Annotated in this window: 22 protein-coding genes; 19 read left to right on the top strand and 3 right to left on the bottom strand. The window is 41.3% G+C overall.

The window, feature by feature from the left end:
• The first annotated feature begins 6 nt into the window (after nt 1-6).
• The 7 genes from tsaB (at nt 7) to FTV27_RS09960 (ending at nt 7026) form a co-directional block, all read left to right on the top strand.
• Nucleotides 7-672, top strand: coding sequence for a tRNA (adenosine(37)-N6)-threonylcarbamoyltransferase complex dimerization subunit type 1 TsaB (gene tsaB, locus FTV27_RS09990; protein ID WP_180078289.1), 666 nt, complete (start codon nt 7-9; stop codon nt 670-672).
• A 12-nt stretch (nt 673-684) separates the two neighbouring features.
• Nucleotides 685-1509, top strand: coding sequence for an undecaprenyl-diphosphate phosphatase (locus tag FTV27_RS09985; RefSeq protein WP_078191179.1), 825 nt, complete (start codon nt 685-687; stop codon nt 1507-1509).
• A complete protein-coding gene (locus FTV27_RS09980; RefSeq protein WP_218948634.1) occupies nt 1503-2321 on the top strand; it encodes a class I SAM-dependent methyltransferase in 819 nt (272 codons plus the stop codon). The genes FTV27_RS09985 and FTV27_RS09980 overlap by 7 nt, the downstream gene beginning before the upstream one ends.
• A 125-nt stretch (nt 2322-2446) precedes the next feature.
• On the top strand, nt 2447-3838 hold the full coding sequence (locus FTV27_RS09975; protein WP_180021433.1) for a C13 family peptidase: 1392 nt from the start codon (nt 2447-2449) through the stop codon (nt 3836-3838).
• A gap of 28 nt (nt 3839-3866) precedes the next feature.
• Nucleotides 3867-4712 carry an S-formylglutathione hydrolase gene (gene fghA / locus FTV27_RS09970; protein ID WP_180078287.1) on the top strand — a complete coding sequence of 282 codons (846 nt, stop codon included), beginning with the start codon at nt 3867-3869 and terminating at the stop codon, nt 4710-4712.
• A 131-nt stretch (nt 4713-4843) separates the two neighbouring features.
• A complete protein-coding gene (locus FTV27_RS09965) occupies nt 4844-5950 on the top strand; it encodes a YjgN family protein (RefSeq protein ID WP_180078285.1) in 1107 nt (368 codons plus the stop codon).
• Between the two features lie 14 nt (nt 5951-5964).
• Nucleotides 5965-7026, top strand: coding sequence for a M48 family metallopeptidase (locus FTV27_RS09960; protein ID WP_180078283.1), 1062 nt, complete (start codon nt 5965-5967; stop codon nt 7024-7026).
• Nucleotides 7027-7057: 31 nt separating this feature from the next.
• Here FTV27_RS09960 and FTV27_RS09955 read toward each other — a convergent pair whose 3' ends face one another.
• Nucleotides 7058-7354, bottom strand: a complete 297-nt coding sequence (locus FTV27_RS09955; RefSeq protein ID WP_180078280.1) for a DUF2218 domain-containing protein — start codon at nt 7352-7354, stop codon at nt 7058-7060.
• Nucleotides 7355-7960: 606 nt separating this feature from the next.
• Between FTV27_RS09955 and rpe the strand changes: the two genes are divergently transcribed.
• The 9 genes from rpe (at nt 7961) to FTV27_RS09910 (ending at nt 15778) form a co-directional block, all read left to right on the top strand.
• On the top strand, nt 7961-8647 hold the full coding sequence (gene rpe / locus FTV27_RS09950) for a ribulose-phosphate 3-epimerase (RefSeq protein WP_078192356.1): 687 nt from the start codon (nt 7961-7963) through the stop codon (nt 8645-8647).
• A 614-nt stretch (nt 8648-9261) separates the two neighbouring features.
• Nucleotides 9262-9777 (top strand): hypothetical protein, encoded by a 516-nt coding sequence (locus FTV27_RS09945; RefSeq protein ID WP_180078278.1) that lies wholly within the window; start codon nt 9262-9264, stop codon nt 9775-9777.
• Nucleotides 9778-9823: 46 nt separating this feature from the next.
• Nucleotides 9824-11806: a multicopper oxidase domain-containing protein gene (locus FTV27_RS09940; RefSeq protein WP_180078276.1), complete on the top strand. Its 1983-nt coding sequence runs from the start codon at nt 9824-9826 to the stop codon at nt 11804-11806.
• Nucleotides 11793-12830, top strand: a complete 1038-nt coding sequence (locus tag FTV27_RS09935) for a copper resistance protein B (RefSeq protein ID WP_257230009.1) — start codon at nt 11793-11795, stop codon at nt 12828-12830. Before FTV27_RS09940 ends, FTV27_RS09935 begins: the two co-directional genes overlap by 14 nt.
• 300 nt (nt 12831-13130) lie before the next feature.
• Nucleotides 13131-13448 (top strand): multidrug efflux SMR transporter, encoded by a 318-nt coding sequence (locus tag FTV27_RS09930; protein WP_078191168.1) that lies wholly within the window; start codon nt 13131-13133, stop codon nt 13446-13448.
• 55 nt (nt 13449-13503) lie between these two features.
• Complete coding sequence (gene sugE, locus FTV27_RS09925; protein WP_078191206.1) at nt 13504-13821, top strand: quaternary ammonium compound efflux SMR transporter SugE; 318 nt, start codon at nt 13504-13506, stop codon at nt 13819-13821.
• A gap of 37 nt (nt 13822-13858) precedes the next feature.
• Complete coding sequence (locus tag FTV27_RS09920) at nt 13859-14341, top strand: methylated-DNA--[protein]-cysteine S-methyltransferase (protein ID WP_168378519.1); 483 nt, start codon at nt 13859-13861, stop codon at nt 14339-14341.
• A gap of 352 nt (nt 14342-14693) precedes the next feature.
• Entirely contained in the window at nt 14694-15347 is a 654-nt protein-coding gene (locus FTV27_RS09915; protein ID WP_180078274.1) for a nuclease-related domain-containing protein, read from the top strand.
• A 62-nt stretch (nt 15348-15409) separates the two neighbouring features.
• Nucleotides 15410-15778, top strand: a complete 369-nt coding sequence (locus tag FTV27_RS09910) for an SseB family protein (protein WP_078191165.1) — start codon at nt 15410-15412, stop codon at nt 15776-15778.
• A gap of 56 nt (nt 15779-15834) precedes the next feature.
• On the opposite strand, the gene FTV27_RS09905 is transcribed toward FTV27_RS09910, so the two are convergent.
• Nucleotides 15835-16767 (bottom strand): tRNA-dihydrouridine synthase, encoded by a 933-nt coding sequence (locus FTV27_RS09905; protein WP_180078272.1) that lies wholly within the window; start codon nt 16765-16767, stop codon nt 15835-15837.
• Between the two features lie 449 nt (nt 16768-17216).
• On the opposite strand from FTV27_RS09905, the gene FTV27_RS09900 reads away from it, so the two are divergent.
• Entirely contained in the window at nt 17217-17426 is a 210-nt protein-coding gene (locus tag FTV27_RS09900; RefSeq protein ID WP_067761877.1) for a cold-shock protein, read from the top strand.
• A gap of 150 nt (nt 17427-17576) precedes the next feature.
• Here FTV27_RS09900 and FTV27_RS09895 read toward each other — a convergent pair whose 3' ends face one another.
• Nucleotides 17577-18386: an inner membrane protein YpjD gene (locus FTV27_RS09895; protein WP_078191164.1), complete on the bottom strand. Its 810-nt coding sequence runs from the start codon at nt 18384-18386 to the stop codon at nt 17577-17579.
• Nucleotides 18387-18524: 138 nt separating this feature from the next.
• Here FTV27_RS09895 and ffh point away from each other — a divergent pair, with 138 nt between their 5' ends.
• Nucleotides 18525-19928: a signal recognition particle protein gene (gene ffh / locus FTV27_RS09890; protein ID WP_078191163.1), complete on the top strand. Its 1404-nt coding sequence runs from the start codon at nt 18525-18527 to the stop codon at nt 19926-19928.
• A gap of 920 nt (nt 19929-20848) precedes the next feature.
• Nucleotides 20849-21415: an alpha/beta hydrolase gene (locus FTV27_RS09885; RefSeq protein WP_180078270.1), complete on the top strand. Its 567-nt coding sequence runs from the start codon at nt 20849-20851 to the stop codon at nt 21413-21415.

Genomic DNA, 21415 nt, shown 5'->3' with positions numbered 1-21415 from the left:
TTGCGCATGAAATTACTGGCATTGGAAACTGCCAATGAGCAGTGTTCCGTCTCGATTGTAGATGAAACTCAAGAGCTTTATTTTCAACTCGATTTACGGGCAAAAGCGCAGACACAAACCATTCTCCCAATGATTGAGCAAGGGCTTAATCAAACTGCTATTGAGTTAGCGGGTTTAACTGCGATTGCATTTAGTCGTGGGCCTGGCTCATTTAGTGGTGTTCGTATTAATGCAGCGGTAACACAAGCCTTGGCATGGGCCAATGACGTACCTGTTGTTCCAGTCTCGACTTTGCAAGCTGTGGCTCAAGCGGCGCATCGTGTACAGGGTTTGACTGAAGTAACAGCAGTCCTTGATGCACGCATGCAAGAAGTGTATATCGCCAGCTATCGACTCGATGTCAATGGCATTATGCAAGCTGTAGATGAAGAACAACTATTAAGTTACGCAGATGCCACACCACAGATCAAATTTACCGTCGTGGGTTCTGGTAGCGAGCTCATTCAATCAGAACAAACACAATACAAAGACTTAAGTGCAACAGCACAAGATATTGCTACTATTGCCCGCGAAGCGGCGCAAAGAAAAGCATGGGTGAGTGCTGAACTTGCATTGCCCGTTTATTTACGAGATAACGCCTGGAAGAAAATTTCAGAACAAGGCAAGCCATAATTAGGGTTATATATGGATCTTCTACTGCTGCTCAAAGCGGCAATCATGGGTATTGTTGAAGGTATTACCGAATTTTTACCGATTTCAAGTACAGGGCATTTGATTCTAGCCTCAGAATTAATGAACTTCTGGACCAAAGAAAAAAGTGATGTTTTCGTGATCGCGATTCAAATGGGTGCGATTGCGGCGGTGATTTATGAATACTGGGGCCGCCTGTGGGGCGCAGCAACCGGTATGGTGACTGGTGAAGAAAAAGGTCGCCGTTTAGGTTTTGGCTTAATTCTCGCTTCGATTCCAATCGTGTTGATTGGTTTGACGTTTGGTCAGACGGTGAAAGAACTGCTGTTCAATAACATTGCGATTGCTATGGGGTTGATTATTGGTGGTTTGATCATTATTTGGATCGAAAAAAATCCACCGCAGGTGCGTGCCAAAGAAGTAGAAGATTTAACCATTAAAGATGCGATTTGGATTGGTTTAATTCAAGTTTTATCTTTAATTCCAGGGACTTCACGTTCAGGTGCAACCATTATTGGTGCTATGTTCTTGGGTGTTTCTCGTAAAGCAGCCACTGAGTTTTCATTCTTTTTGGGTATTCCTGTTATTGTCGGTGCAGGTTTACTGGATTTATATCAAAGCTATGATGTATTTCAAGGCACTCAAGATTGGACTGTGATCGCCGTTGGTTTAATCGTTTCATTTGTCTCTGCATTGATTTTAATTCGTGCGCTTGTCGCTTATGTGGCAAAACGTGATTTCATGATTTTTGCGTGGTATCGAATTGTTTCAGGTTTATTGATTTTATTGTTCGCATTTACAGGCTGGAAATTATGGTAAGCGAAATCCGCTTATACACAGAACAAGAGTTTCATGAGAAAGCACAGCAGTATTCTGCTGTGCTTTCTTCACGTGGTGTATCTGTAAATATTGAATTGATTGAAAAATTAAACGCGCGTTTTTTACGTTTAAACTCTGAACTCAGTTTGTGTGTCGACGCAGATGGTTTGTGGTTAGCGGCCAATGGCATGAAGATGCAACCCGATTGGAAAGCAGAAGTGGGGCGTTTAAAGCGAGCATCCTTAAAGTCTGAGATGATTGCACGTGCGTGTAATTTGGCTGAAAAGCCACAGCTTGTGGATGCAACCGCAGGGCTAGGGCACGATAGTTTATTGATGGCACATCTGGGTGCGCATGTGACCCTTGTGGAACGTCATCCAATTTTATTTACCCTATTGGAAGACTCACATCAACGCGCGCAGAAAGATGCATTTTTAAGTTCGGTTGTGGCACGAATTGAATTGGTCTTTTCAGATTCGGCAGACTTTTTGAAACATTTGTCGACGACCAATCAAATCTTTGATGTGGTTTATCTCGATCCGATGTTTCCACAGCGAGATCAAAACCAGCAAGCCGTCAAAAAGCAAGCTCAGGTCAAAAAACAAATGCAATTATTGCATTTGCTGTTACCTGAAGATGGTGAGATGGATTTAGGTGATAATTTACTGGATTTAGCACAAAAAATTGCTAAACGTGTCGTGGTTAAACGTCCACGATTGGCGGTTTTTTTAGCGAATCAAGAGCCGCAACATCAGTGGCAAGGTGATGCTTGTCGCTTTGATGCATATTTCCAACATGATCTTGTGACTTAAAATGATATTTGCTTCAATATTGTTCAAAGATTTGTTATATAGTTAAAAAATAGCATTGCTAAAAACGACATCAGGCATAAAATTATTTGTGCAATTAAGCGAGCCAAGGCCACCATTAGAACTCTATGATTGATTTCAAACCCTCCATCAATTTTTGGCATGATTTTAAAAGCAACCAAACTGCGGGGATGTGGTTATTTTTTGGGTCTCGTCGTTCTTTACAAATCGTTCGTCCATCGATTTTACAATTGGTGTTTTGGGGGATTTTAGGTGGTTGTGCTAACAGTTTATTTAGTTGGCTGAGCACGGGGCGTATTGGTGAATTTAACGCTCAAGGTCTTATAAGTTATGCATTGTGGCCATTTATTGCTTTAATTGTGGGGATTTTCCTATCACAACGTGTAAATAATCCACGGTTAATGTTGGTCCCTGCATTGCTTTGGTTGGTGCTTGATACGCACATCATGTTGTTTCAATGTTTGATTCAATATTTGGGAGATCTCGATTTTCTCCCATACTTTCTGTATGACTACATTCCAACGTTATTCATTATTCTATTTGTTTGGCAAAGTTTGGCTGTCGTTTGGGTGTTTTCACGTGAGCTGAAATGGCCATGGTGGGAGCGAGCACTAATTATGGGTGCGACGCTATTTACTTTGGTCGTGTGGCAAGTCTCAGTCAAAGATCAGCCGATTTGGAAAGTGGAAGAAGTTCCACCAAGCTTTGCTGAAGATGCCTTCTATGCACAAAGCCGTTTACTTAATAAATCCTTGGATGCAGTGGAATATGGTGAATTTGCCCAATCCCATTGGTATTTCTTAGGGGTGGCAGGTGCGAGTTATCAAGATGTCTTTAAACTGGAAATTGAACGGATTAAAGAACAGTTTGATACACGTTTTGGCACCTATGGGCGTTCGGTTGAGCTGATCAATAACCCTGCAACGCGCACTGAAATTCCGCTGGCATCTAAAACCAGTATGGAGTTGGCGCTGCGTCGTATTGGTCAGCAGATGAACCGAGAAAGTGATGTCTTATTTTTATATATGACCTCACATGGTTTACCAAATGTCTTTGAAATGGAAAATGCACCTTTGGATTTGGCGCAAGTCGATCCTAAATGGTTAAAAGAAGCCTTGGATGCGTCCGGAATTCGTTGGCGTGTGATTGTGATTTCTTCATGTTATTCAGGCAGTTTTATTCCAGCACTACAAAATGATAATACTTTAATCATTACTGCATCGGCAGCAGATCGTCAGTCTTTTGGCTGTTCGAATGAAGCTGAATACACCTATTTTGGTCGTGCGTTCTTTGATCAGGCGATGCGTGAGCAGACCAGTATTCAAGCGGCATTTAATGAAACCAAAGCGACTGTAGCGAAATGGGAAGCCGCGCAAGGTTTCGAACCTTCTGAACCGCAGTGGTCGATGGGGAAAAACATGGCATTAATGTTGCCTCAATTAGAACAACGATTGTTCCCGCCGACAACTACTGCACCGGCTACGACGGTTACGCCTTAAAAGATTAAAAAACTTTAGGATAAAGATCATGGAATTAGTACAACGAAATACTTGTTTTGCGGGTGAGCAGCGCATTTATCAATTGGATTCTTCAAGTCTAAAGACCACGACAAAGTTTGGTATTTTTCTGCCAGAAGCAGCCTTACAAGGCCAAGCGTGTCCTGCATTGTTTTATTTGGCTGGATTAACCTGTACTGAAGAAACCTTTGCTATTAAAGCGCATGCACAGCGTTTAGCTGCGCAGCTCGGCCTGATTTTAATCAGCCCTGATACTTCTCCACGTGGGGAACAGGTAGCACAAGGTGATCATTGGGATATTGGGCAAGGCGCAGGTTTTTATATTAATGCAACGGAACAACCGTGGGCCGAGCATTATCAAATGGAACGTTTTCTTACTGAAGAATTGTATTCGCTGGTACAGGCTGAATTTCCGGTACAAAAAGGTGCGATTGGCATATTCGGACATAGTATGGGCGGTCATGGTGCATTAACTTTAGCGTTGAAGCATCCTGACCTGTTTAAATCGGTTTCTGCTTTTGCACCGATTTGTGCGCCGAGTCAGTGTCCATGGGGAGAAAAAGCTTTTAGTCAATATCTAGGTTCAGACCGACAGCAGTGGCTTCAGCATGATGCTACAGCTTTAGTGCAAACTAAAGGGGCTTTGTTTAAAGCCATTTTGATTGACCAAGGCATTGATGATCAATTTTATAGCCAGTTAAATCCGATGTTGTTTAAGCAAGCGTGTGAGCAAGTTGGGCAGCCACTCGAACTGCGTGAACATGTTGGTTATGATCATGGGTATTATTTTATTCAAAGTTTTATGGACGATCATTTGCAATTTCACGCTGTCCAATTGCAAACAGCGGTTCATTAATTCTAAAGCCAGTGGTTAAAAATATTGAGGCATAACTTGCTTTAATATACGTATAAATAAAGCATGGTGATGAGCATTACCATGCAAATGAATAAATTCGACATACCAAAAAAAAATAATTTAGGGTACTTATGCAAAATTCACAAATGGAAACGCCGCTTCCGCCAGAGCTGCCCGTAATAAATCCACCGAGTTTATTTGGTGAGACAGAACAGGCTGATATTTTGGGAAGAAATTATCATTTTAGGTTTAAAGGTAATGCGTCTGAATATTTCGGTATTTGGATCGTGAATATCTTACTAACGATTGTCACGCTTGGACTTTATGCGCCTTGGGCAAAGGTCCGCCGTTTACGTTATTTTTATGGTAATACTTGGGTGTTTCAGCGTCGTTTTGACTTTACCGGTTTGCCTACAAAAATTTTAGTCGGGCGAATCATTGCGCTAGTGGTCTATGGTGGTTTCTCTTTTGCTATAAATTATTCTTGGGAAGCTTTCTTAGCGGGCTTTGTCCTGATCTTCTTTGCGGTTCCTTGGCTCATTCGATCTACGATTCGTTTCCGCGCTCGTAACAGTAAGTTTAGTAATAGCCGATTCTTTTTTTCAGGGACGAATAAAAGCGCATATTGGTGCTTTTTTAAATGTCTTGCGGTGGTTGTCTTTACCCTTGGTTTGTTTACACCAGTTGCGGTCTGGCTATATAAACGTGAATGTCTGAATCATTTGTATCTGGGGCAGTTGAAATTTAATCTGAATAATACGTGGGGCGATTATATGCGCGCCATGTATGTGCCTTTATTTCTGTTTATGGGCTTTGGTGCATTGCTGGCAGTAATCTTTGCAATACTGTTTGGTAGTTCAGATGGTTTAAATGACGCATCTTATGTCTTCATTATTTTTGGTATGTATTTGATTGGCTATATGTTTATTTGGCCACTCACAGCTGCACGTATTTTTATTACCACTTGGAATAACACCACGTTGAGCCGCAGTCAGTTTCATACGGACTGTAATCAATGGCGTTATGCATGGATTGTCTTGAGTAATTGGTTGGCTAAAGTGATTAGCCTCGGTTTACTGACACCATGGGCAGTTGTACGACTATATAAATATCAGACTGAATCTTTGCACTTAATGTTGGTCGATGATCCTGACCAATTACACAATCAAATGCAGCAAGATCACAATGCGATTGCTGAAGAATTATCCGATATTTTTGACCTAGATATTTCCTTATAACGCAGGTGAATTACATGAAAACATCAGTAGTGAATGCAACCTATTATGATGGGAAAGTGTCAAAACCCTTTGTTGCTCAAATCAGTGCAGATGGGGAACATGCTGTGATTGTGCGTTATGGTCAAGACCTAGAACAAACGCAGCATTACACCTATCAAGATATGACGCTGATTGGTGCTTTAGGGGATATTCAGCCGGTGATCGAGTTAAAGGACGATGCTCGTTTAGAGTTTCATCAACCTTTGCCAGAGTGGTTCAATCTCGACGTAAAGTCGCGTTGGCATTCGATTTGGAAGTTAGAGCGTTCACCCTCCTTAATCATTTTTAGTGTGATTTTCGTGGTGGCGTTTGCTTTTGTATTGATTAAATGGGGCATACCTGCGGCGTCGCATGTGGTGGCTAATCAACTTCCTGAGACAGCTTTAAAGAGTTGGGGGGATCAGGCGGAAAAATATATTATCGATATGACTGAACCCACAAAATTGCCACAAGCACGTCAAGACAAGTTGAAGCAAGAATATCAACAATTGGTGGCTGAAAATCGTCCTGCGAAGTTGTTATTCCGCGGTGGTGGCAGCATCGGTGCAAATGCATTGGCGATACCCAATAACACCATTATCGTGACAGATGAGTTGGTTAAACTAGCGAAAAATGATTATGAGTTAATTGGTGTACTTGCACATGAGCAGGGGCATTTAGTTCAACGCCATAGTTTGCAGCAAAGTTTGTCAGGTTTAGGCATCAGTATTATTTTGTTGATGATTACAGGGGATGGCTCTGACATTCTCACCAGTTTGCCAGTGGCTGCGGTGGGTGCAAGTTACTCACGAGACTTTGAATCAGAAGCAGATTTATATGCCTTAAAACAACTTTCAAAACATCAAATTCCAACGGCACATTTTGCAAACTTCTTACAACGTATGGAAGATGAAGCTGATGGTGAAATAGCAAAAGAGAAAGGTGCAAAGGATGAAACTGCCAAAGATCAGAGATCTTGGACAGACTTCTTTGAGTCACATCCAGCGACGAAAGCTCGTATTGATGCAGTTAGAAATTATCAATCCCATCAACATTGAGTGAAAGGCTTTGACAATATAGCGACGTAGACTACGGTTCACGTTGCCATGTTGCACTGAGTTCTTCTCGCCCCATGCGGATCAAATGATCTAATACCACATGTTCCAATTGATCTAGATTTGTGCTTGGATCTTGGGCTGAAATCACCACATCTAAAAATGCAACTTGTGGTAAAAGACTGACCTCTGCAGAGGGCAGTTGAATCTTGAATGCAGTATTTTCTCCAACGAGCTGTTCATTGACTTCAAATTTATGTTTCCAATGATTGACTAAGCGTTTAGCAACACGTGCTGCTTGGGCGGTGGTGATTTGTGTTGAACTTTTCATAAATGCAATTTTATTATTAAGCCGTCAGTCCTTTAACTTAGCAAAGTACATAGATGCTCGTTAAGTCTAAATATGCAACGCTGTGTTTCTATCCCTGAGATCTTTATCCATATTAATCACTGATGTTACGTAAGCAAAAAATAATTTTGCATTTTTTAAAATGATATTTAAGTCAATTCGACGGAGTCTTACATCTAGGACTTAAATAAAGGGATTAGCCTTCGGCTGGAGGTACTCTTACGAAACGATGTTTCTCATTAGGCAAAATGAGAAGCGAAGCTTCGCAAGGAAACCATCTTGCGGAGCAATGCTCCTCACCGCAAAACTCGCTCTCTAGCGTCTATTTATTTAAAGTATTGCAAAAAAAAAATTTGATGAGAAGTCGTGCTATCTCAAACAATTGCGGATGACGTTACCGCGTATCGTTTTTTATTTGAATCAAATTTCGCTTCTGATATTACTGCGTAACATCAGTTCATCCTAGGTTTTTTTATTATAGAGATATCAATCATCAGTATCGAAAAAACGACTGAGGGCGTGGGCAGCGAATAGGGGGACAATTTGCTATAATGCGTCAATCACTCCCTTTTCAAAGCTAGGTTTTTCATGTCCAAGCCATTCTTAATCGCACCTTCAATTTTGTCAGCAGACTTTGCGCGCTTAGGTGAAGAAGTTGAAAACGTTCTAGAAGCAGGTGCAGATGTTGTTCATTTCGATGTCATGGATAATCATTATGTACCGAACTTAACTTTTGGTGCGGGCGTTTGTAAGGCATTGAAAAAATACGGCATTAAGGCGCCAATTGATGTGCATCTAATGGTTTCACCGGTAGACCGTATGATTGGTGATTTCTTGGAAGCTGGCGCAGATATCATCACTTTCCACCCAGAAGCGACTGACCACATTGACCGCTCTTTACAGTTAATCAAATCTGGCGGTGCGCAAGCGGGCTTGGTGTTTAACCCTGCGACACCTCTGCATTATTTAGACTACGTTTTAGATAAAGTTGACCAAGTCTTGTTGATGAGTGTGAACCCAGGTTTTGGTGGTCAAAAGTTCATTCCAATGACCTTGGAAAAGCTGCGTCAAGCACGAAAAATTATTGATGCTTCAGGTCGTGATATTCGCTTAGAAGTGGATGGTGGTGTTACTCCAGCCAATATTCGTGACATTGCTGAAGCCGGTGCAGACATGTTTGTTGCAGGTTCAGCGATTTTTGGTAAGCCTGATTATAAAGCTGTGATTGATGACATGCGTTCAGAGTTGGCAAAAGTGCATGCTCAAGAGGCTTAAGCCTTTGGGTATAAGTTATTCCTTGCTTGTGGATAACTATATGGATAACCGTATGGATATCTGTGTAGATAACTATATGGATAACTTGGATAAATTATAAACGATTGTACATCAATGGTTTAATAATTATACGTATTAAGTATAAAAAGGACTCAATTGAGTCCTTTTTTTATGGGGTAAAGTGTTTGAAATGCTGTATGTTTATTAATCTATGGTAAATAATTAATCAGTTTAAAAAATAACTTTTATGTTTTAACTGGAAGATATGCGCTGATTTTTATGACAGCGCAATAAATTTAAAACTGTTGTGAATAACTGCACAATTAATTATGCTGTTAGCAACTATTGAGATACGCTGTGACTGGCAAAACACATCATCGATCGCACTAGATAGTGCTTTTAGATATTTCTGAATGTATCGTTCATGATGGATAAATCGGTCGAGCTGCATGTCATGTTGATACAAATGTCATGTGATTGCATTTGAATCGTAAATAATATCTTCATGGTGTTTCATGCGGATTTCGGCTGAGCCGATCGCGTGATGTTTCTAAAGATGTGTTAATAGGGATATATTGTCACAGTGCATCATTGGGTTGAATTAGGATACTAAATTGTTTAATTTTTTGCGTAAGCATCTTGGCTTTGCTTGGCTCATGGCGTTTGTCATGGGGTGGAGCAGTGTGGTCAGTGCACAGCAAAATTTTCAACATCAACAAATGATGACTGCGAATGCCCATCAGGCATCAGTTCATGCAGCACATACTGATCCTTCACATTCAAATATAGCAAATTGCCATCAAAATCAGCGGCAAGCTGTTCCAGAGCATGCAGCACATCATGGCAAGCAGACGACACCTGAAGTCATTTCAATGATGGACTGTCATCAATCTTTAGATTCGCCATCTGCACTGCAAGATGGTCAGGTGCATCATTCAACAACACAAAGTACAGACTGTCAGGACTGTACACTCGCACATTGCCAAATCAGTACCTCTTATGTCGATAGCGCCTTGGTCGCATTGCAGACCTTCCATGTGCATCACTATGCAGAACCCCCTCGTTTCATTTTTGCTGGACAGCATTTAAAAGGCTTTTGGCAAGAAATTCTAAGACCTCCGCAAGCTTAACCTGAGTATTAAATACGTTTTTTCGTTATTTTATAAAGGTTAAGTCATGTCTAATTTATCTAAATCATGCCTCGTGCTCGGGGTGTGTCTGCTGTCTCCAACGTGGGCGTTTGCAGCCATTAAAGAATATCATCTGAATATTGATGAAAAGACCATCAATTTGACTGGTAAAGCGGTCAAGAAAATCAGTGTCAATGGTCAGTTTCCAGCGCCTATACTGGAGTTTGAAGAAGGCGATGATGCGGTCATCCATGTGCATAATCTGCTCAAAAAACAAAATACCTCGGTGCATTGGCATGGTCTATTGCTGCCCGGTTTAATGGACGGTGTACCCGGTTTTAATGGTTTTAATGAAATTCAGCCTGATGGTAGCTTTACTTACAAATTTAAAGTCCGTCAAAGCGGAACCTATTGGTATCACGCGCATTCCAAAGGCCAAGAACAAGACGGATTATATGGCGCTTTGGTAATTTATCCGAAAGGCAAACAAGCACTTGCCGCACATGAACAGACTCAACGTGATTATGTGGTCATGTTGTCGGATTTTCATGAATCATCTAGCGCTCAGATTATGGCAAATCTGAAAAAGTCTGCCGAATACTATCAAAATCAGCGTGAAACGTTTTCAGATGTATGGACGCAAATTCAACGAACAGGTTTAAAAAACACTTGGCAAGACCGTTCGATGTGGAATCAGATGCGTATGCTGAAAACGGATTTGTCTGATGTCACGGGTTATACGTTTTTAGTGAATGGCAAAACACCACAGCAGAACTGGACAGGGATGTTTAAGCCCAATGAAAGAGTCAGACTTCGTTTTGTAAATGCTGCGGCTATGTCGTTTTTTGATGTGCGTATTCCTCAGCTCAAAATGACGGTGGTCAGTGCAGACGGTCAAGCGGTCAAGCCGGTCGCTGTGGATGAATTTCGCATTGGTGCTGCAGAAACCTATGATGTGATCGTAGAGCCTAAATCTGCGCATTATCAGATTGAAGCTGAGTCGATTGATCGGACTGGATTTGCGATTGGCACTTTACATGATGAAACGCAGCCTCAGCACTCAGGTATTCGTATACCAAAAGCACGGCCACGCGCTTTGCTGACCATGGAAGATATGGGGCATGGTTCAATGTCAGGTATGGACCATAGCAACATGGGACATATGGCTACAGGTTCAACCCAAACTTCAGCAATCCAGCAAGTGAATGCTCATGAGCACAACACGCATACTGTCGATCCGTCAAAGATTCAGACGAATCAAGCACATGATCATGCAGCTATGGGACATGACATGGAGCATTCTCCAGTGACTGCGCATACTACTATGCAGCATCCAGATATGCATAAACAGAATATGTCTGATTCAGCGCATGCCAATATGGATCATAGTGTGATGGATCATTCATCTATGAACCACTCCTCAATAAACTCATCCATGAAACATGATATGCATACAGCGATGGAGCATGCACAGTCTAAAGAGGAGAAGCAGGCAGTTGAAAATTCAGCAACGGTTATGGGTTGGGCCAATGCTTCAACACCTGTTGGTAATAAGGCACTGCAATATAGTGATTTAAAAGCGTTAACCCCGCAGCCTGATACACGTGAACCGACGCAAGACTTGGTCATTCATTTGGGTGGAACGATGGAACGCTATATGTGGACCATGAATGGCAAAAAATTCAGTGAAGCTGAACCACTAAAGGTGAAATATGGTGAGCGAATTCGACTGAAATTTGTCAATGACAGCATGATGGCGCATCCGATGCATTTACATGGCATGTTCATGCAATTGGAAAATGGGCAAGTGTCTTCTGAAATGCCAAATAAACATACTGTGATTGTGCCGCCAGGGAAAACAGTGACTGCTCTGTTAACGGCCAATGAATTAGGGGAATGGGCGATTCATTGTCACTTGCTGTATCACATGTCTGCAGGGATGATGAATAAACTTGTGGTCGCAAATGTCGCAGAGAATACGAAAACGGCATCTGTACCGCAAAAGGAGGTGTCTCATGCGCATCATTAAACCATGCACATATACGGTTCTAAGTTTAGCTTTGGCATCGGTCACTCAAATGACCATGGCGCAAGATGCACATCACAGCATGCCGATGTCAGCTCAACATGAGTCGCATTCCTCACTTGATTCGTCGCATCAAGAGATGCAAACAGGGATTAAATCGAGCCAGATGGAGCATACTGCAGAACATGCAGAACATGCAGAACATGCAGAACATGCAGAACATGCAGAACATGCAGAACATGCAGAACATGCAGAACATGCAGAACATGCAGAACATGCAGAACATGCAGAACATGCAGAACATGTAGAACATGCAAATGCATCATCTATTGCGTCACGTGCTGATTTTGCGCAGCATCCTGTTGATCATAAGCGTGAACATGGTGGACAGATTTATCAAGCGACCGAGATGGACAATCGATGGCTCAATAATGCCGATGGCCGAGGACGTTTAAAGACCGAAATTGAGAGTCGAATCGGGACCGATGAAAATAAGCTCTTCATCAAACTACATGCGGATAAAGCAGAATCTCAAGATGCTGATTATGCGGCTCAATTGATGTATAGCCGTATGATCTCCGACTTTTGGGATGCGCAAATTGGTGCGCGTTATCGGGTCGATGAACATCAAGTGACGGACAAGGAACAGTTAGATGCTGCGGTGGGTCTGCATGGTCTGGCACCGTATTTCTTTGAAACCGATGCTTATTTATATCTTGGTGCAGATAAACAGGTCAGTTTTTCTTTAGAAACCGAACGTGATTTGCTGCTGACGCAAAAATTGATTTTAAAACCGTATCTAAACCTAGATGTGGTGCTGAGTGATGACTCTGCTTATGCACAAAAAACAGGACTCAGTTCTGTATGGCTAGGGCTAGAAACACGCTATGAAATCAATAAAAAGTTAATGCCCTTTATCGATGTTGCTTACAGCTACGAAAAAGGAAATCAGCATACGGCATGGCAAGCTGAAACTGGAAGTGAAAAACACTGGTGGTATGGCGCAGGCCTTCGTCTGAAGTTCTAATAGAAAAATAGACCAAATAAAGAGGGCATCATCAACAGGTTTTGGTGATGCCTTTTTTATTTATGAATCTGTCCTTTGAACAGACATGCTATGTTTTGGCGCAAATCATCTGCACTAGAGTTTTACTCAACTGAATAACGCCCTGAATTTGGTCAAAAAATGTAAAGACTGCACTAAAATTCAGCATATTTGCTATACTGAGAAAATATTCGGAGGAACGACCTCCCTTACATCTTTGTTCAAAGCCAGTAAGAAAAATCGTCAGGACGACCTGACTCTACTAATATGGAGGAAGGCATCATGGCCTGGGTTGTTCTGGTATTCGCTGGTATTTTTGAAATCGTTTGGGCCTATTCGATGAAGCTCTCAGAAGGCTTTACAAAACTTGGCCCAAGTTTAGTCACTTTATTTTTTATGATCCTGAGCTTTGGTTTATTGGCCTATGCCATGAAAACGTTGCCTCTAGGAACGGCTTATACCATTTGGACAGGAATCGGCGCGATTGGCTCTTTCCTCGTGGGTATTTTTATACTCGGTGAGCCTGCAACTGCCATGCGGATGTTAGCCGCAGTACTGATCATTTCTGGTCTAATCTTGATGAAATTATCTTCAAGTTAATATGTTCTAAAGCACAGCGGTCATTGACCCCTGTGCTTTTTTTATGGGTAAAAATATGGCTTGGGTTTTATTAATTGTAGCGGGATTGCTTGAGGTAGTCTGGGCATATTGTATGAAAGTCTCTGAAGGCTTTAGCAAACTGACGCCAAGTATTTTGACCATTGTTTTCATGATCGCAAGTTTTGCTTTATTGTCTTATGCAATGAAATCCTTACCGCTGGGTACAGCCTATACCGTGTGGACAGGCATTGGTGCAGTGGGATCATTTATCCTCGGCATCGTTGTATTGGGTGAGCCTGCCAATGCCATGCGTATGCTAGCTGCGGTCCTGATTATTTCAGGACTAGTCTTGATGAAATTATCGTCCTCCTGAATAATGAAGTGCTGCGATTTTGAGCTTGGAGTATGTTATGCAACTTTCTTATCAGTTTTTAGATTCACCCGTTGGACAATTAAAACTTGTTGCACATGAAACCGCATTGGTGGCTGTTCTTTGGGAAAATGAAAACCCTAATCGTGTGCGATTGGCGGCTTTGGTTGAAGATCTGCAACACCCGATTTTGCTCAAAACCGCACAGCAATTAAATGAATATTTTGCAGGTAAAAGACAGCAATTTGACTTGCCGCTAGACTTTGAAGGCACCGCATTTCAGCAACAAGTTTGGCAAGCTTTACTGACGATTCCTTTTGGAGAAACTCGCAGCTATAAACAAATTGCAGAGCAGATCGGCAATGTCAAAGCCGTACGTGCTGTCGGTGCAGCCAATGGTAAAAATCCAATTTCAATTATTGCACCCTGTCATCGTGTCGTGGGCGCAAATGGAAAATTAGTAGGTTTTGCGGGTGGTCTAGAAAATAAAGAAATATTGTTAAAAATTGAGAAATTACAATAAAATAGAAAATATACTTATTTAATTGATGTTACGCAGTAACATCAAAGCACGATTCGCTTCAAAGAAAGAACGATACGCGTTAACGTCATCCGCAAGTGTTTGAGACAGGATGCCGCCTAATCAAAAATGTTTTTGCGATGCTTTGAATAATTTGACGGTGGTGAACGAGTTTTGCGGATGACAATGGTTTTGGGTACTTTTGCCGAAACAAAAGTACCTCCAGCCGAAGGCTAATCCCTTTATTTAAACCCTAGATGTAAGACTCCGGCGAATAGGCTTAAAAATCATTTTAAAAATGCGAAATTACTTTTATGTGGGTAACATCAGTAATTTAAAATAATGAATCAAATCAATGAATATTTCTCAAATTTTTGCACCGCTCATTTCGACGTTGTGGTGGTTAATTCCATTGTTACTGATTGTGGGGGCAATCAAAGCATTTAAACCTTATTTAAAGGGGAAAATGGGGGAGTTTGCTGTCGCTGTTCATGTCAAACTTTATTTGAAAGACCATTATATATTGTTAAATGATTTGACCTTACCAGATGGCGAAGGAGCTACAACTCAAATTGATCATCTTCTTTTAAGCCCATTTGGTGTGTTTGTGATTGAAACTAAAAACTATAAGGGCTGGATTTTTGGGAGCGAGAGACAAAAACAATGGACGCAAAAGATTTATAAAAAAAGTTTTAAATTTCAAAATCCAATTCACCAAAATTATAAACATATGAAAGTGTTAGAACAGGTGTTGAGCGATATTGTGGATAAAGACAATATGCATTCTGTGATTGTTTTTATGCCTGAAGCAGTGTTTAAAACAGAGATGCCGTCGAATGTATTTCGGGGTACAGCTTGGGTGGACTATGTTCAAACCTTTCAGCAACCCGTGGTCTCTGAAATGAAACTTAAACGAATACAGTTACGTTTAGAAAAAGAAATTTTAGAAAAATCGTGGAAAACAAATCGACAGCACATTGAGGATTTAAATCAACGGCATAATTCATAAACTTCCTGTATGCTGTGGATTGTGAACAGTATCTGACTGATAAAAATAGACGGACAATAACAATGAACGACACGCTTCAACACCTTTATGAATCGACTTTAGATCATCCTGAGCAATACCAAGACTTTTATCAGCAACTTTTAGCTAGCCAAGTATATTGTTTGGGTGAGCGTGATGCTGAGCAGCATTTACATTTTCAATTGATGGAAACGGAGCAGGGCGAGCAAGCCATTCCGTTCTTTCTGAGTCTTGCGATGCTTCAACAGGATGTTGGCGCAGATGCAGAGTTTGTCATGATCAGTGCGGAAAAATTATTTGCGATTACCAAAGGCGCAAGCTTGGTGATGAACCCGACTTCGGAACACCCAAAAGAGTTTTTGGCAGATGAGATCGATGCAATTTTAGAGTTTGCCAAACAACAAAGCCTTTGAACACTGTAGGCGTGTTCAAAGGCTTTGCGGCTACGCTGAGATATGTGTTTTAAAACTTACATACCGGCTTTGAGTTTTTCCACGATTTCATCGAGTGGTTTGACACGTTTTACTTCATCCCAAAGGACTTTGGCTTCTGGGTAATGTTTTGACATCATGCCGAGCCATTGTTTATAACGACCGACCATATTCATTTCTTTTTTATACGAACCATTTAAGAAACGAATTTGTAAGCCAAGTAGTTCATGCCATGTAATCAGCGGCTCATCGGTATTACGACGAATACACTGTGTAATGTCAGGGGTGGTCACTGCAGCACGACCAATCATCAGGTCTTCACAACCCGATTCGAGTTGGCACTGTTTGGCATCGGCATTGTTCCAAATTTCACCGTTGGCAATCACGTTAATTTTTAATGCTTCACGAATGGGTTGCAACTGATCCCAAAAGGCAGGTGGGGTATAACCATCGGCTTTGGTTCGCGCATGGACTGTAACCCATGCAGCTCCTGCATCTTCAATGGCATGCGCATTTTCCATGGTGAAGTTACGGTCCATATAACCCAAACGCATTTTTGCCGATACAGGAATATGACTCGGAACAGCATCACGCACAGCTTTGACTAACTCATACACCACTTCTGGCTCATCTAGCAGAACTGAACCACCACGGTGGCGGTTGACGGTTTTTGCAGGGCAACCAAAGTTCATATCAATCGCAGGGGCACCAAGTTCTACCGCGCGTACAGCATTTGCCGCGAGCATGGTCGGATTGTTACCTAAGAACTGTACATGAACTGGTGTTCCTGCTGCAGTTTTGCCTGCATTGTTCAGTTCGGGACAATAGCTATGATAAATATGGTCGGGCAGGACAGAGTCCGTGACACGGATAAACTCGGTTACACACCAGTCAAAACTCCCCACATGCGTCAACACATCTCGCATAATTGGGTCGGTTAAGCCTTCCATCGGCGCAAGAACAAGTTTCACGGTCACACAGCCAAAAATTGAAAAACGGAGTTATACGTGGTTTTGAAAGGGATGTCTAGGTTTTGTGCTTATGGTGACGCGGAATACGAAATGACAAGATTTTATGTAACTATTTGGTGAAATTAGGACCAAAGTCGTAAAGTATTGACTGACATAAAACTTTAACAATAAAATGAGTAAATACATATGGATAGTAATAATAAGAAGATGGCTTATACTGTTGTTTTTTAATGGAATCAACAACATATACTGTGCTTGAATCTTTTAAGATTTCATGTATGATGGCTGCAACTAGAAAAAAAGTATTGTTTCGTAAATTTTCTTTAAGTATCGCAGTGTTAGTCATAATCCTTCGTTTTTTACAGAAATGAAGTTCAATTCTTTATTATTTTCCAAGTTATAGTCAGTCATCATCCAATGGCTAAATCAACAAATTAATAGGTATTATTATGTCTAATACAGTTACTGGTACAGTTAAATGGTTCAACGAAACTAAAGGTTTCGGTTTTATTGCACAAGACAACGGTCCTGACGTTTTTGCTCACTTCAGCGAAATCACTGGTTCTGGCTTCAAAACTTTGCAAGAAGGCCAAAAGGTTTCTTTCAGCATCGCTCAAGGTCAAAAAGGCCCAAATGCTGTAAACATCGTTGCTCTATAATTTAGACGTAATGAAAAAAAAGCGCTGTATAGCGCTTTTTTTATGCCTGTTATTTCTGTGTGAATAATCAAGCTATAAAAAAGAGAGCTTTAGCTCCCTTCTTGATAAAACTTACTTCTTGATAAAATATTAAATCGTTTCATCGTCGACTTAGCGGCCCAAAACCATTTCTAAAATAAACTTAGATCCAATAAAGCCAACTGCCAAGAGACAAAAACCAATAATGGTAAAGCGAATAGCTTTTTGACCACGCCAGCCAAATCGATAGTGTCCAATAAGCAAAGCTCCATAGACGAACCATGAAATGATGCTAAAGGCAGTTTTATGCGCCAAATGCTGTGCAAAGAAGTTATCGATGGTGAAGAAACCAAACCCAAGTGCCACGGTCAGTAGTGCAAATCCAGCAATCAATAAATCAAATAGCAAAGATTCCATGGCTTGGAAGGATGGAAGTAGGCTCACCCATACACGCTTTTTCTGCTTGTTTTTTAGTTCACGGTCTTGTAAACGCAAAATAACCGCTTGAATTGTTGCCATCAGCAGGACGGCATATGCGGAAAGTGACAAAATAATATGGATGTCTAAACCCAGTGAATGTTGTTCTATAAATTGATTTTGTCGACTAAATGCAAAGCCCAAAATCAATCCCGTCGCTGCCACAGGAATGCCCAATAGGTTCATCGCAAGCACAGGCCGATAGGTACTAAATAATACACTGAGTAATAGCATGAGACCTGAAGTAAAAGACATCAGGTTGAACACGTCATAGTTCACACCCATAGGCGTCAACATGTCGTTATATAAAACACCTGCATGCAATAACATGCCTAAACCAAGTACAACACCAATAAACCAATGGTTCGGCGCACGTTTAGACATTAAATGGCTGAATAAATACCAAAAAGACGTGGTATAAGCGATTAATGCTAGGATCGTGTAAACCAAGGGGAGACTGATCATGTCAAACCTTTTTCAGGATGTTGAATATTCATTTATATAAATTCTGCAAGAACTAAAGTATCCTATAGCATTCTATGCATAAATTTTCTATTTTAAGAAACAATTTTTTGCTCATGGCTATTTTAAGCGGATTTTGCAATGTTTGATACCTTAACAGAACGACTCACGCAGAGTTTAAGAAATGTTACTGGCTCAGGGCAGCTAACCGAAGACAATATTAAAGATACGTTACGCGAAGTACGTATGGCACTTCTTGAAGCCGATGTTGCGTTACCTGTAACTCGTGAATTCATCGCGAAAGTTAAGGAAGAAGCATTGGGCCAAGAAGTGATGACTCAGTTATCACCGGGGCAGGCTTTCGTCAAAATCGTTCATGACGAATTGACCAAAATGATGGGTGAGGCGAATGAAAGCCTAGACCTAGCGGCAAAACCACCAGTTGTTGTGCTTCTTGCAGGTTTACAAGGTGCGGGTAAAACAACCACTGCGGCAAAACTTGCACGTTTCTTACAAGAACGTCAAAAGAAAAAAGTAGCAATGGTGTCTGCCGACGTTTATCGTCCAGCAGCGATTAAACAGCTACAAACAGTTGCAGGTGAAGTTGGCGCTATTTTCTTTGAATCAAGCGCAGACGAAAAACCGATTACCATCGCAAATCGTGCGATTGAGCAAGCAAAAATTCAATTTGCTGATGTCTTGATTGTCGATACAGCAGGTCGTTTACATGTAGACGACGAAATGATGGATGAAATTAAAGAGCTTCATGCAGCGATTAAGCCGACTGAAACATTGTTCGTGGTTGATGCCATGACCGGTCAGGATGCGGCGAATACGGCAAAAGCCTTTAATGATGCCTTGCCTTTAACCGGTGTGATCCTGACAAAAACGGATGGTGATGCACGTGGTGGTGCGGCACTTTCTGTTCGTGCTATTACTGGCAAGCCGATTAAATTCTTGGGTATGGGTGAAAAACTCGATGCCCTAGAGCCATTCCATCCTGAACGTATCGCACAGCGTATTTTGGGTATGGGTGACGTACTTTCTTTGGTCGAAGAAGTTGAACGTAAAATCGACAAAGAAAAAGCCGAAAAAATGGCGAAAAAACTGCAAAAAGGCGGTAGCTTCAACTTTGAAGATATGCTGATGCAGTTTGAACAAATGAACAAAATGGGCGGCATGATGGGCTTCCTGGATAAACTTCCAGGCATGAGCAACTCAGGGATTCAAGATGCAATTGCACAAGCAAATCCTGAAAAGCAAGTGAAAAAAATGGAAGCGATTATTCAATCGATGACCATTAAAGAACGTCGTAACCCAGACTTGATGAATCCAAGCCGTAAAAAACGTATTGCAGCAGGCTGTGGTATGGATGTTGCAGAAGTGAATAAACTCATCAAGCAACATGCGCAAATGGCGAAAATGATGAAGAAATTTGCCAACCCAACAGGTATGGCAAAAATGATGAAATCATTAGGTAACATGCAAAAGCAATTTGGTGGCGGTGGCATGGGACCATTGTTCGGCAGCAAAGATCCGAAGTAATTTGGACATAAAAAAAGGCGCATTCAGCGCCTTTTTTTATGGCTAAAATTTGATAAGACCGCATTCAAAAAATTGCTACGAGAATTATAAGTAAGCACTGGATGAAGGAATTTGTATATGAACTGATAAATACCAATTGAGCTAAATCATTACAAAAACATGCGAAATTGACATTGAGACCGTGTAGATGACAGGTCTAAAACAGAGGTGAAAGTTTGCCTAACTGCAAATTGAAAGCTTTACCCAAAATAAGCATCAAATAATGAATACACCTCATACGCCAGAGAGCCAAAACATCTATCTGATTCATGCTCATCAGGCTTCCCCTAATGAGTATTAGTTTCCTTATTGAGACAAAAGCAGCAAGGGGTAGGACATTATTCTTGGCGCATTAATATGGCAAATGCAGTACAACCAGATTTTGACCATTGTTAGAAGTTTATTTCCCTGCAAATGTCTAAGCTCGATGAAATAAAATTGTTATTGCGCACAGTTTGGGTTGTCTGACAGCGCATTTCAGCCAGCGGTAAGGCAAGATTTAAGCGGGCATTTTTATTTCTGGATTTGTGTATTCCTTTAATTTTTTTCTGAATTAGGCAGCTTTATTTTAAAATGCAAATTGAACCGTCATATGCTGCATCAGCATTTGCCATTGGCCGTGCGCATGCTGTCCAGTGATGATCCTTTTGTTCCGCCACCGTTCACGCTGAAGTTATCAATAGTGATCCAAAGGTAGAACACTGAAGGGAAAATACAGGACTTTTACGGCTTCATAATGTTTCCAGAATTGCTGGATATTTTGAATCAGCTCATGAAAGTGTTCTAGCAAATAGTCAAGTTTTGCAAAAATTCACAATTGTTTACCCTCAATCTCTAATTTTTATTTCAGACTGAATTCAAAAAGAGGAATGGAGCATGAAATGGCGCAAGTAATTGTGGTGCATGGCTATACCGCGAGCCCTGAAGAGAATTGGTTTCCGTGGATCGCGCAAAAGGCAAAAAAAGCGGGCGTCAGCCTCAAGGTGCTTCGGCTTGATCCATCCAAAACACCCGTCTTAAATGTGTGGATGAAGCAAATGGATGCACAGATTGACGCATTAAATGAAAACTCTATATTAATTGCCCATAGTTTGGGATGTATCGCTGCACTGCATTATCTGTCGCAAAAACTGCAGCATCAGAACATAAAAGCTCTTGTGCTTGCGGCCGGTTTTAATGGCCGCTTGGGACGTCTAGAGCAGGTGAATCCTTTTATTGATGCAGCTAAAATAGATTTTGACTTGCTAAAACAACAGGTTGAGCATCGGGTAGTGATCTATTCAAAAGGCGATGAGCGAGTGCAACCCGAATTCAGCTTGGCTCAGGCAAAAAGCCTAGATGCACAGGTGATTGAAGCGCGTCATCAGGGGCATTTTATTGACTCTGAAGGCTGTACCGAATTGCCCGAAGTCTGGGATGCTGTGGAGCCGTATTTGATCCGGGCTTAA

The organism is Acinetobacter sp. YH12251, assembly GCF_013417465.1.
Classification (GTDB): Bacteria; Pseudomonadota; Gammaproteobacteria; order Pseudomonadales; family Moraxellaceae; genus Acinetobacter; species Acinetobacter amyesii.
Note: the sequence above shows the minus strand (reverse complement) of the source record. Positions and strands in the feature narration are given on the sequence as shown.

Coding starts and splice junctions, on each gene's coding strand:
- tsaB (WP_180078289.1), top strand. CDS start 7: ATGAAATTACTGGCATTGGAAACTGCCAATGAGCAGTGTTCCGTCTCG.
- FTV27_RS09985 (WP_078191179.1), top strand. CDS start 685: ATGGATCTTCTACTGCTGCTCAAAGCGGCAATCATGGGTATTGTTGAA.
- FTV27_RS09980 (WP_218948634.1), top strand. CDS start 1,503: ATGGTAAGCGAAATCCGCTTATACACAGAACAAGAGTTTCATGAGAAA.
- FTV27_RS09975 (WP_180021433.1), top strand. CDS start 2,447: ATGATTGATTTCAAACCCTCCATCAATTTTTGGCATGATTTTAAAAGC.
- fghA (WP_180078287.1), top strand. CDS start 3,867: ATGGAATTAGTACAACGAAATACTTGTTTTGCGGGTGAGCAGCGCATT.
- FTV27_RS09965 (WP_180078285.1), top strand. CDS start 4,844: ATGCAAAATTCACAAATGGAAACGCCGCTTCCGCCAGAGCTGCCCGTA.
- FTV27_RS09960 (WP_180078283.1), top strand. CDS start 5,965: ATGAAAACATCAGTAGTGAATGCAACCTATTATGATGGGAAAGTGTCA.
- FTV27_RS09955 (WP_180078280.1), bottom strand. CDS start 7,354: ATGAAAAGTTCAACACAAATCACCACCGCCCAAGCAGCACGTGTTGCT.
- rpe (WP_078192356.1), top strand. CDS start 7,961: ATGTCCAAGCCATTCTTAATCGCACCTTCAATTTTGTCAGCAGACTTT.
- FTV27_RS09940 (WP_180078276.1), top strand. CDS start 9,824: ATGTCTAATTTATCTAAATCATGCCTCGTGCTCGGGGTGTGTCTGCTG.
- FTV27_RS09935 (WP_257230009.1), top strand. CDS start 11,793: ATGCGCATCATTAAACCATGCACATATACGGTTCTAAGTTTAGCTTTG.
- FTV27_RS09930 (WP_078191168.1), top strand. CDS start 13,131: ATGGCCTGGGTTGTTCTGGTATTCGCTGGTATTTTTGAAATCGTTTGG.
- sugE (WP_078191206.1), top strand. CDS start 13,504: ATGGCTTGGGTTTTATTAATTGTAGCGGGATTGCTTGAGGTAGTCTGG.
- FTV27_RS09920 (WP_168378519.1), top strand. CDS start 13,859: ATGCAACTTTCTTATCAGTTTTTAGATTCACCCGTTGGACAATTAAAA.
- FTV27_RS09915 (WP_180078274.1), top strand. CDS start 14,694: ATGAATATTTCTCAAATTTTTGCACCGCTCATTTCGACGTTGTGGTGG.
- FTV27_RS09910 (WP_078191165.1), top strand. CDS start 15,410: ATGAACGACACGCTTCAACACCTTTATGAATCGACTTTAGATCATCCT.
- FTV27_RS09900 (WP_067761877.1), top strand. CDS start 17,217: ATGTCTAATACAGTTACTGGTACAGTTAAATGGTTCAACGAAACTAAA.
- FTV27_RS09895 (WP_078191164.1), bottom strand. CDS start 18,386: ATGATCAGTCTCCCCTTGGTTTACACGATCCTAGCATTAATCGCTTAT.
- ffh (WP_078191163.1), top strand. CDS start 18,525: ATGTTTGATACCTTAACAGAACGACTCACGCAGAGTTTAAGAAATGTT.
- FTV27_RS09885 (WP_180078270.1), top strand. CDS start 20,849: ATGGCGCAAGTAATTGTGGTGCATGGCTATACCGCGAGCCCTGAAGAG.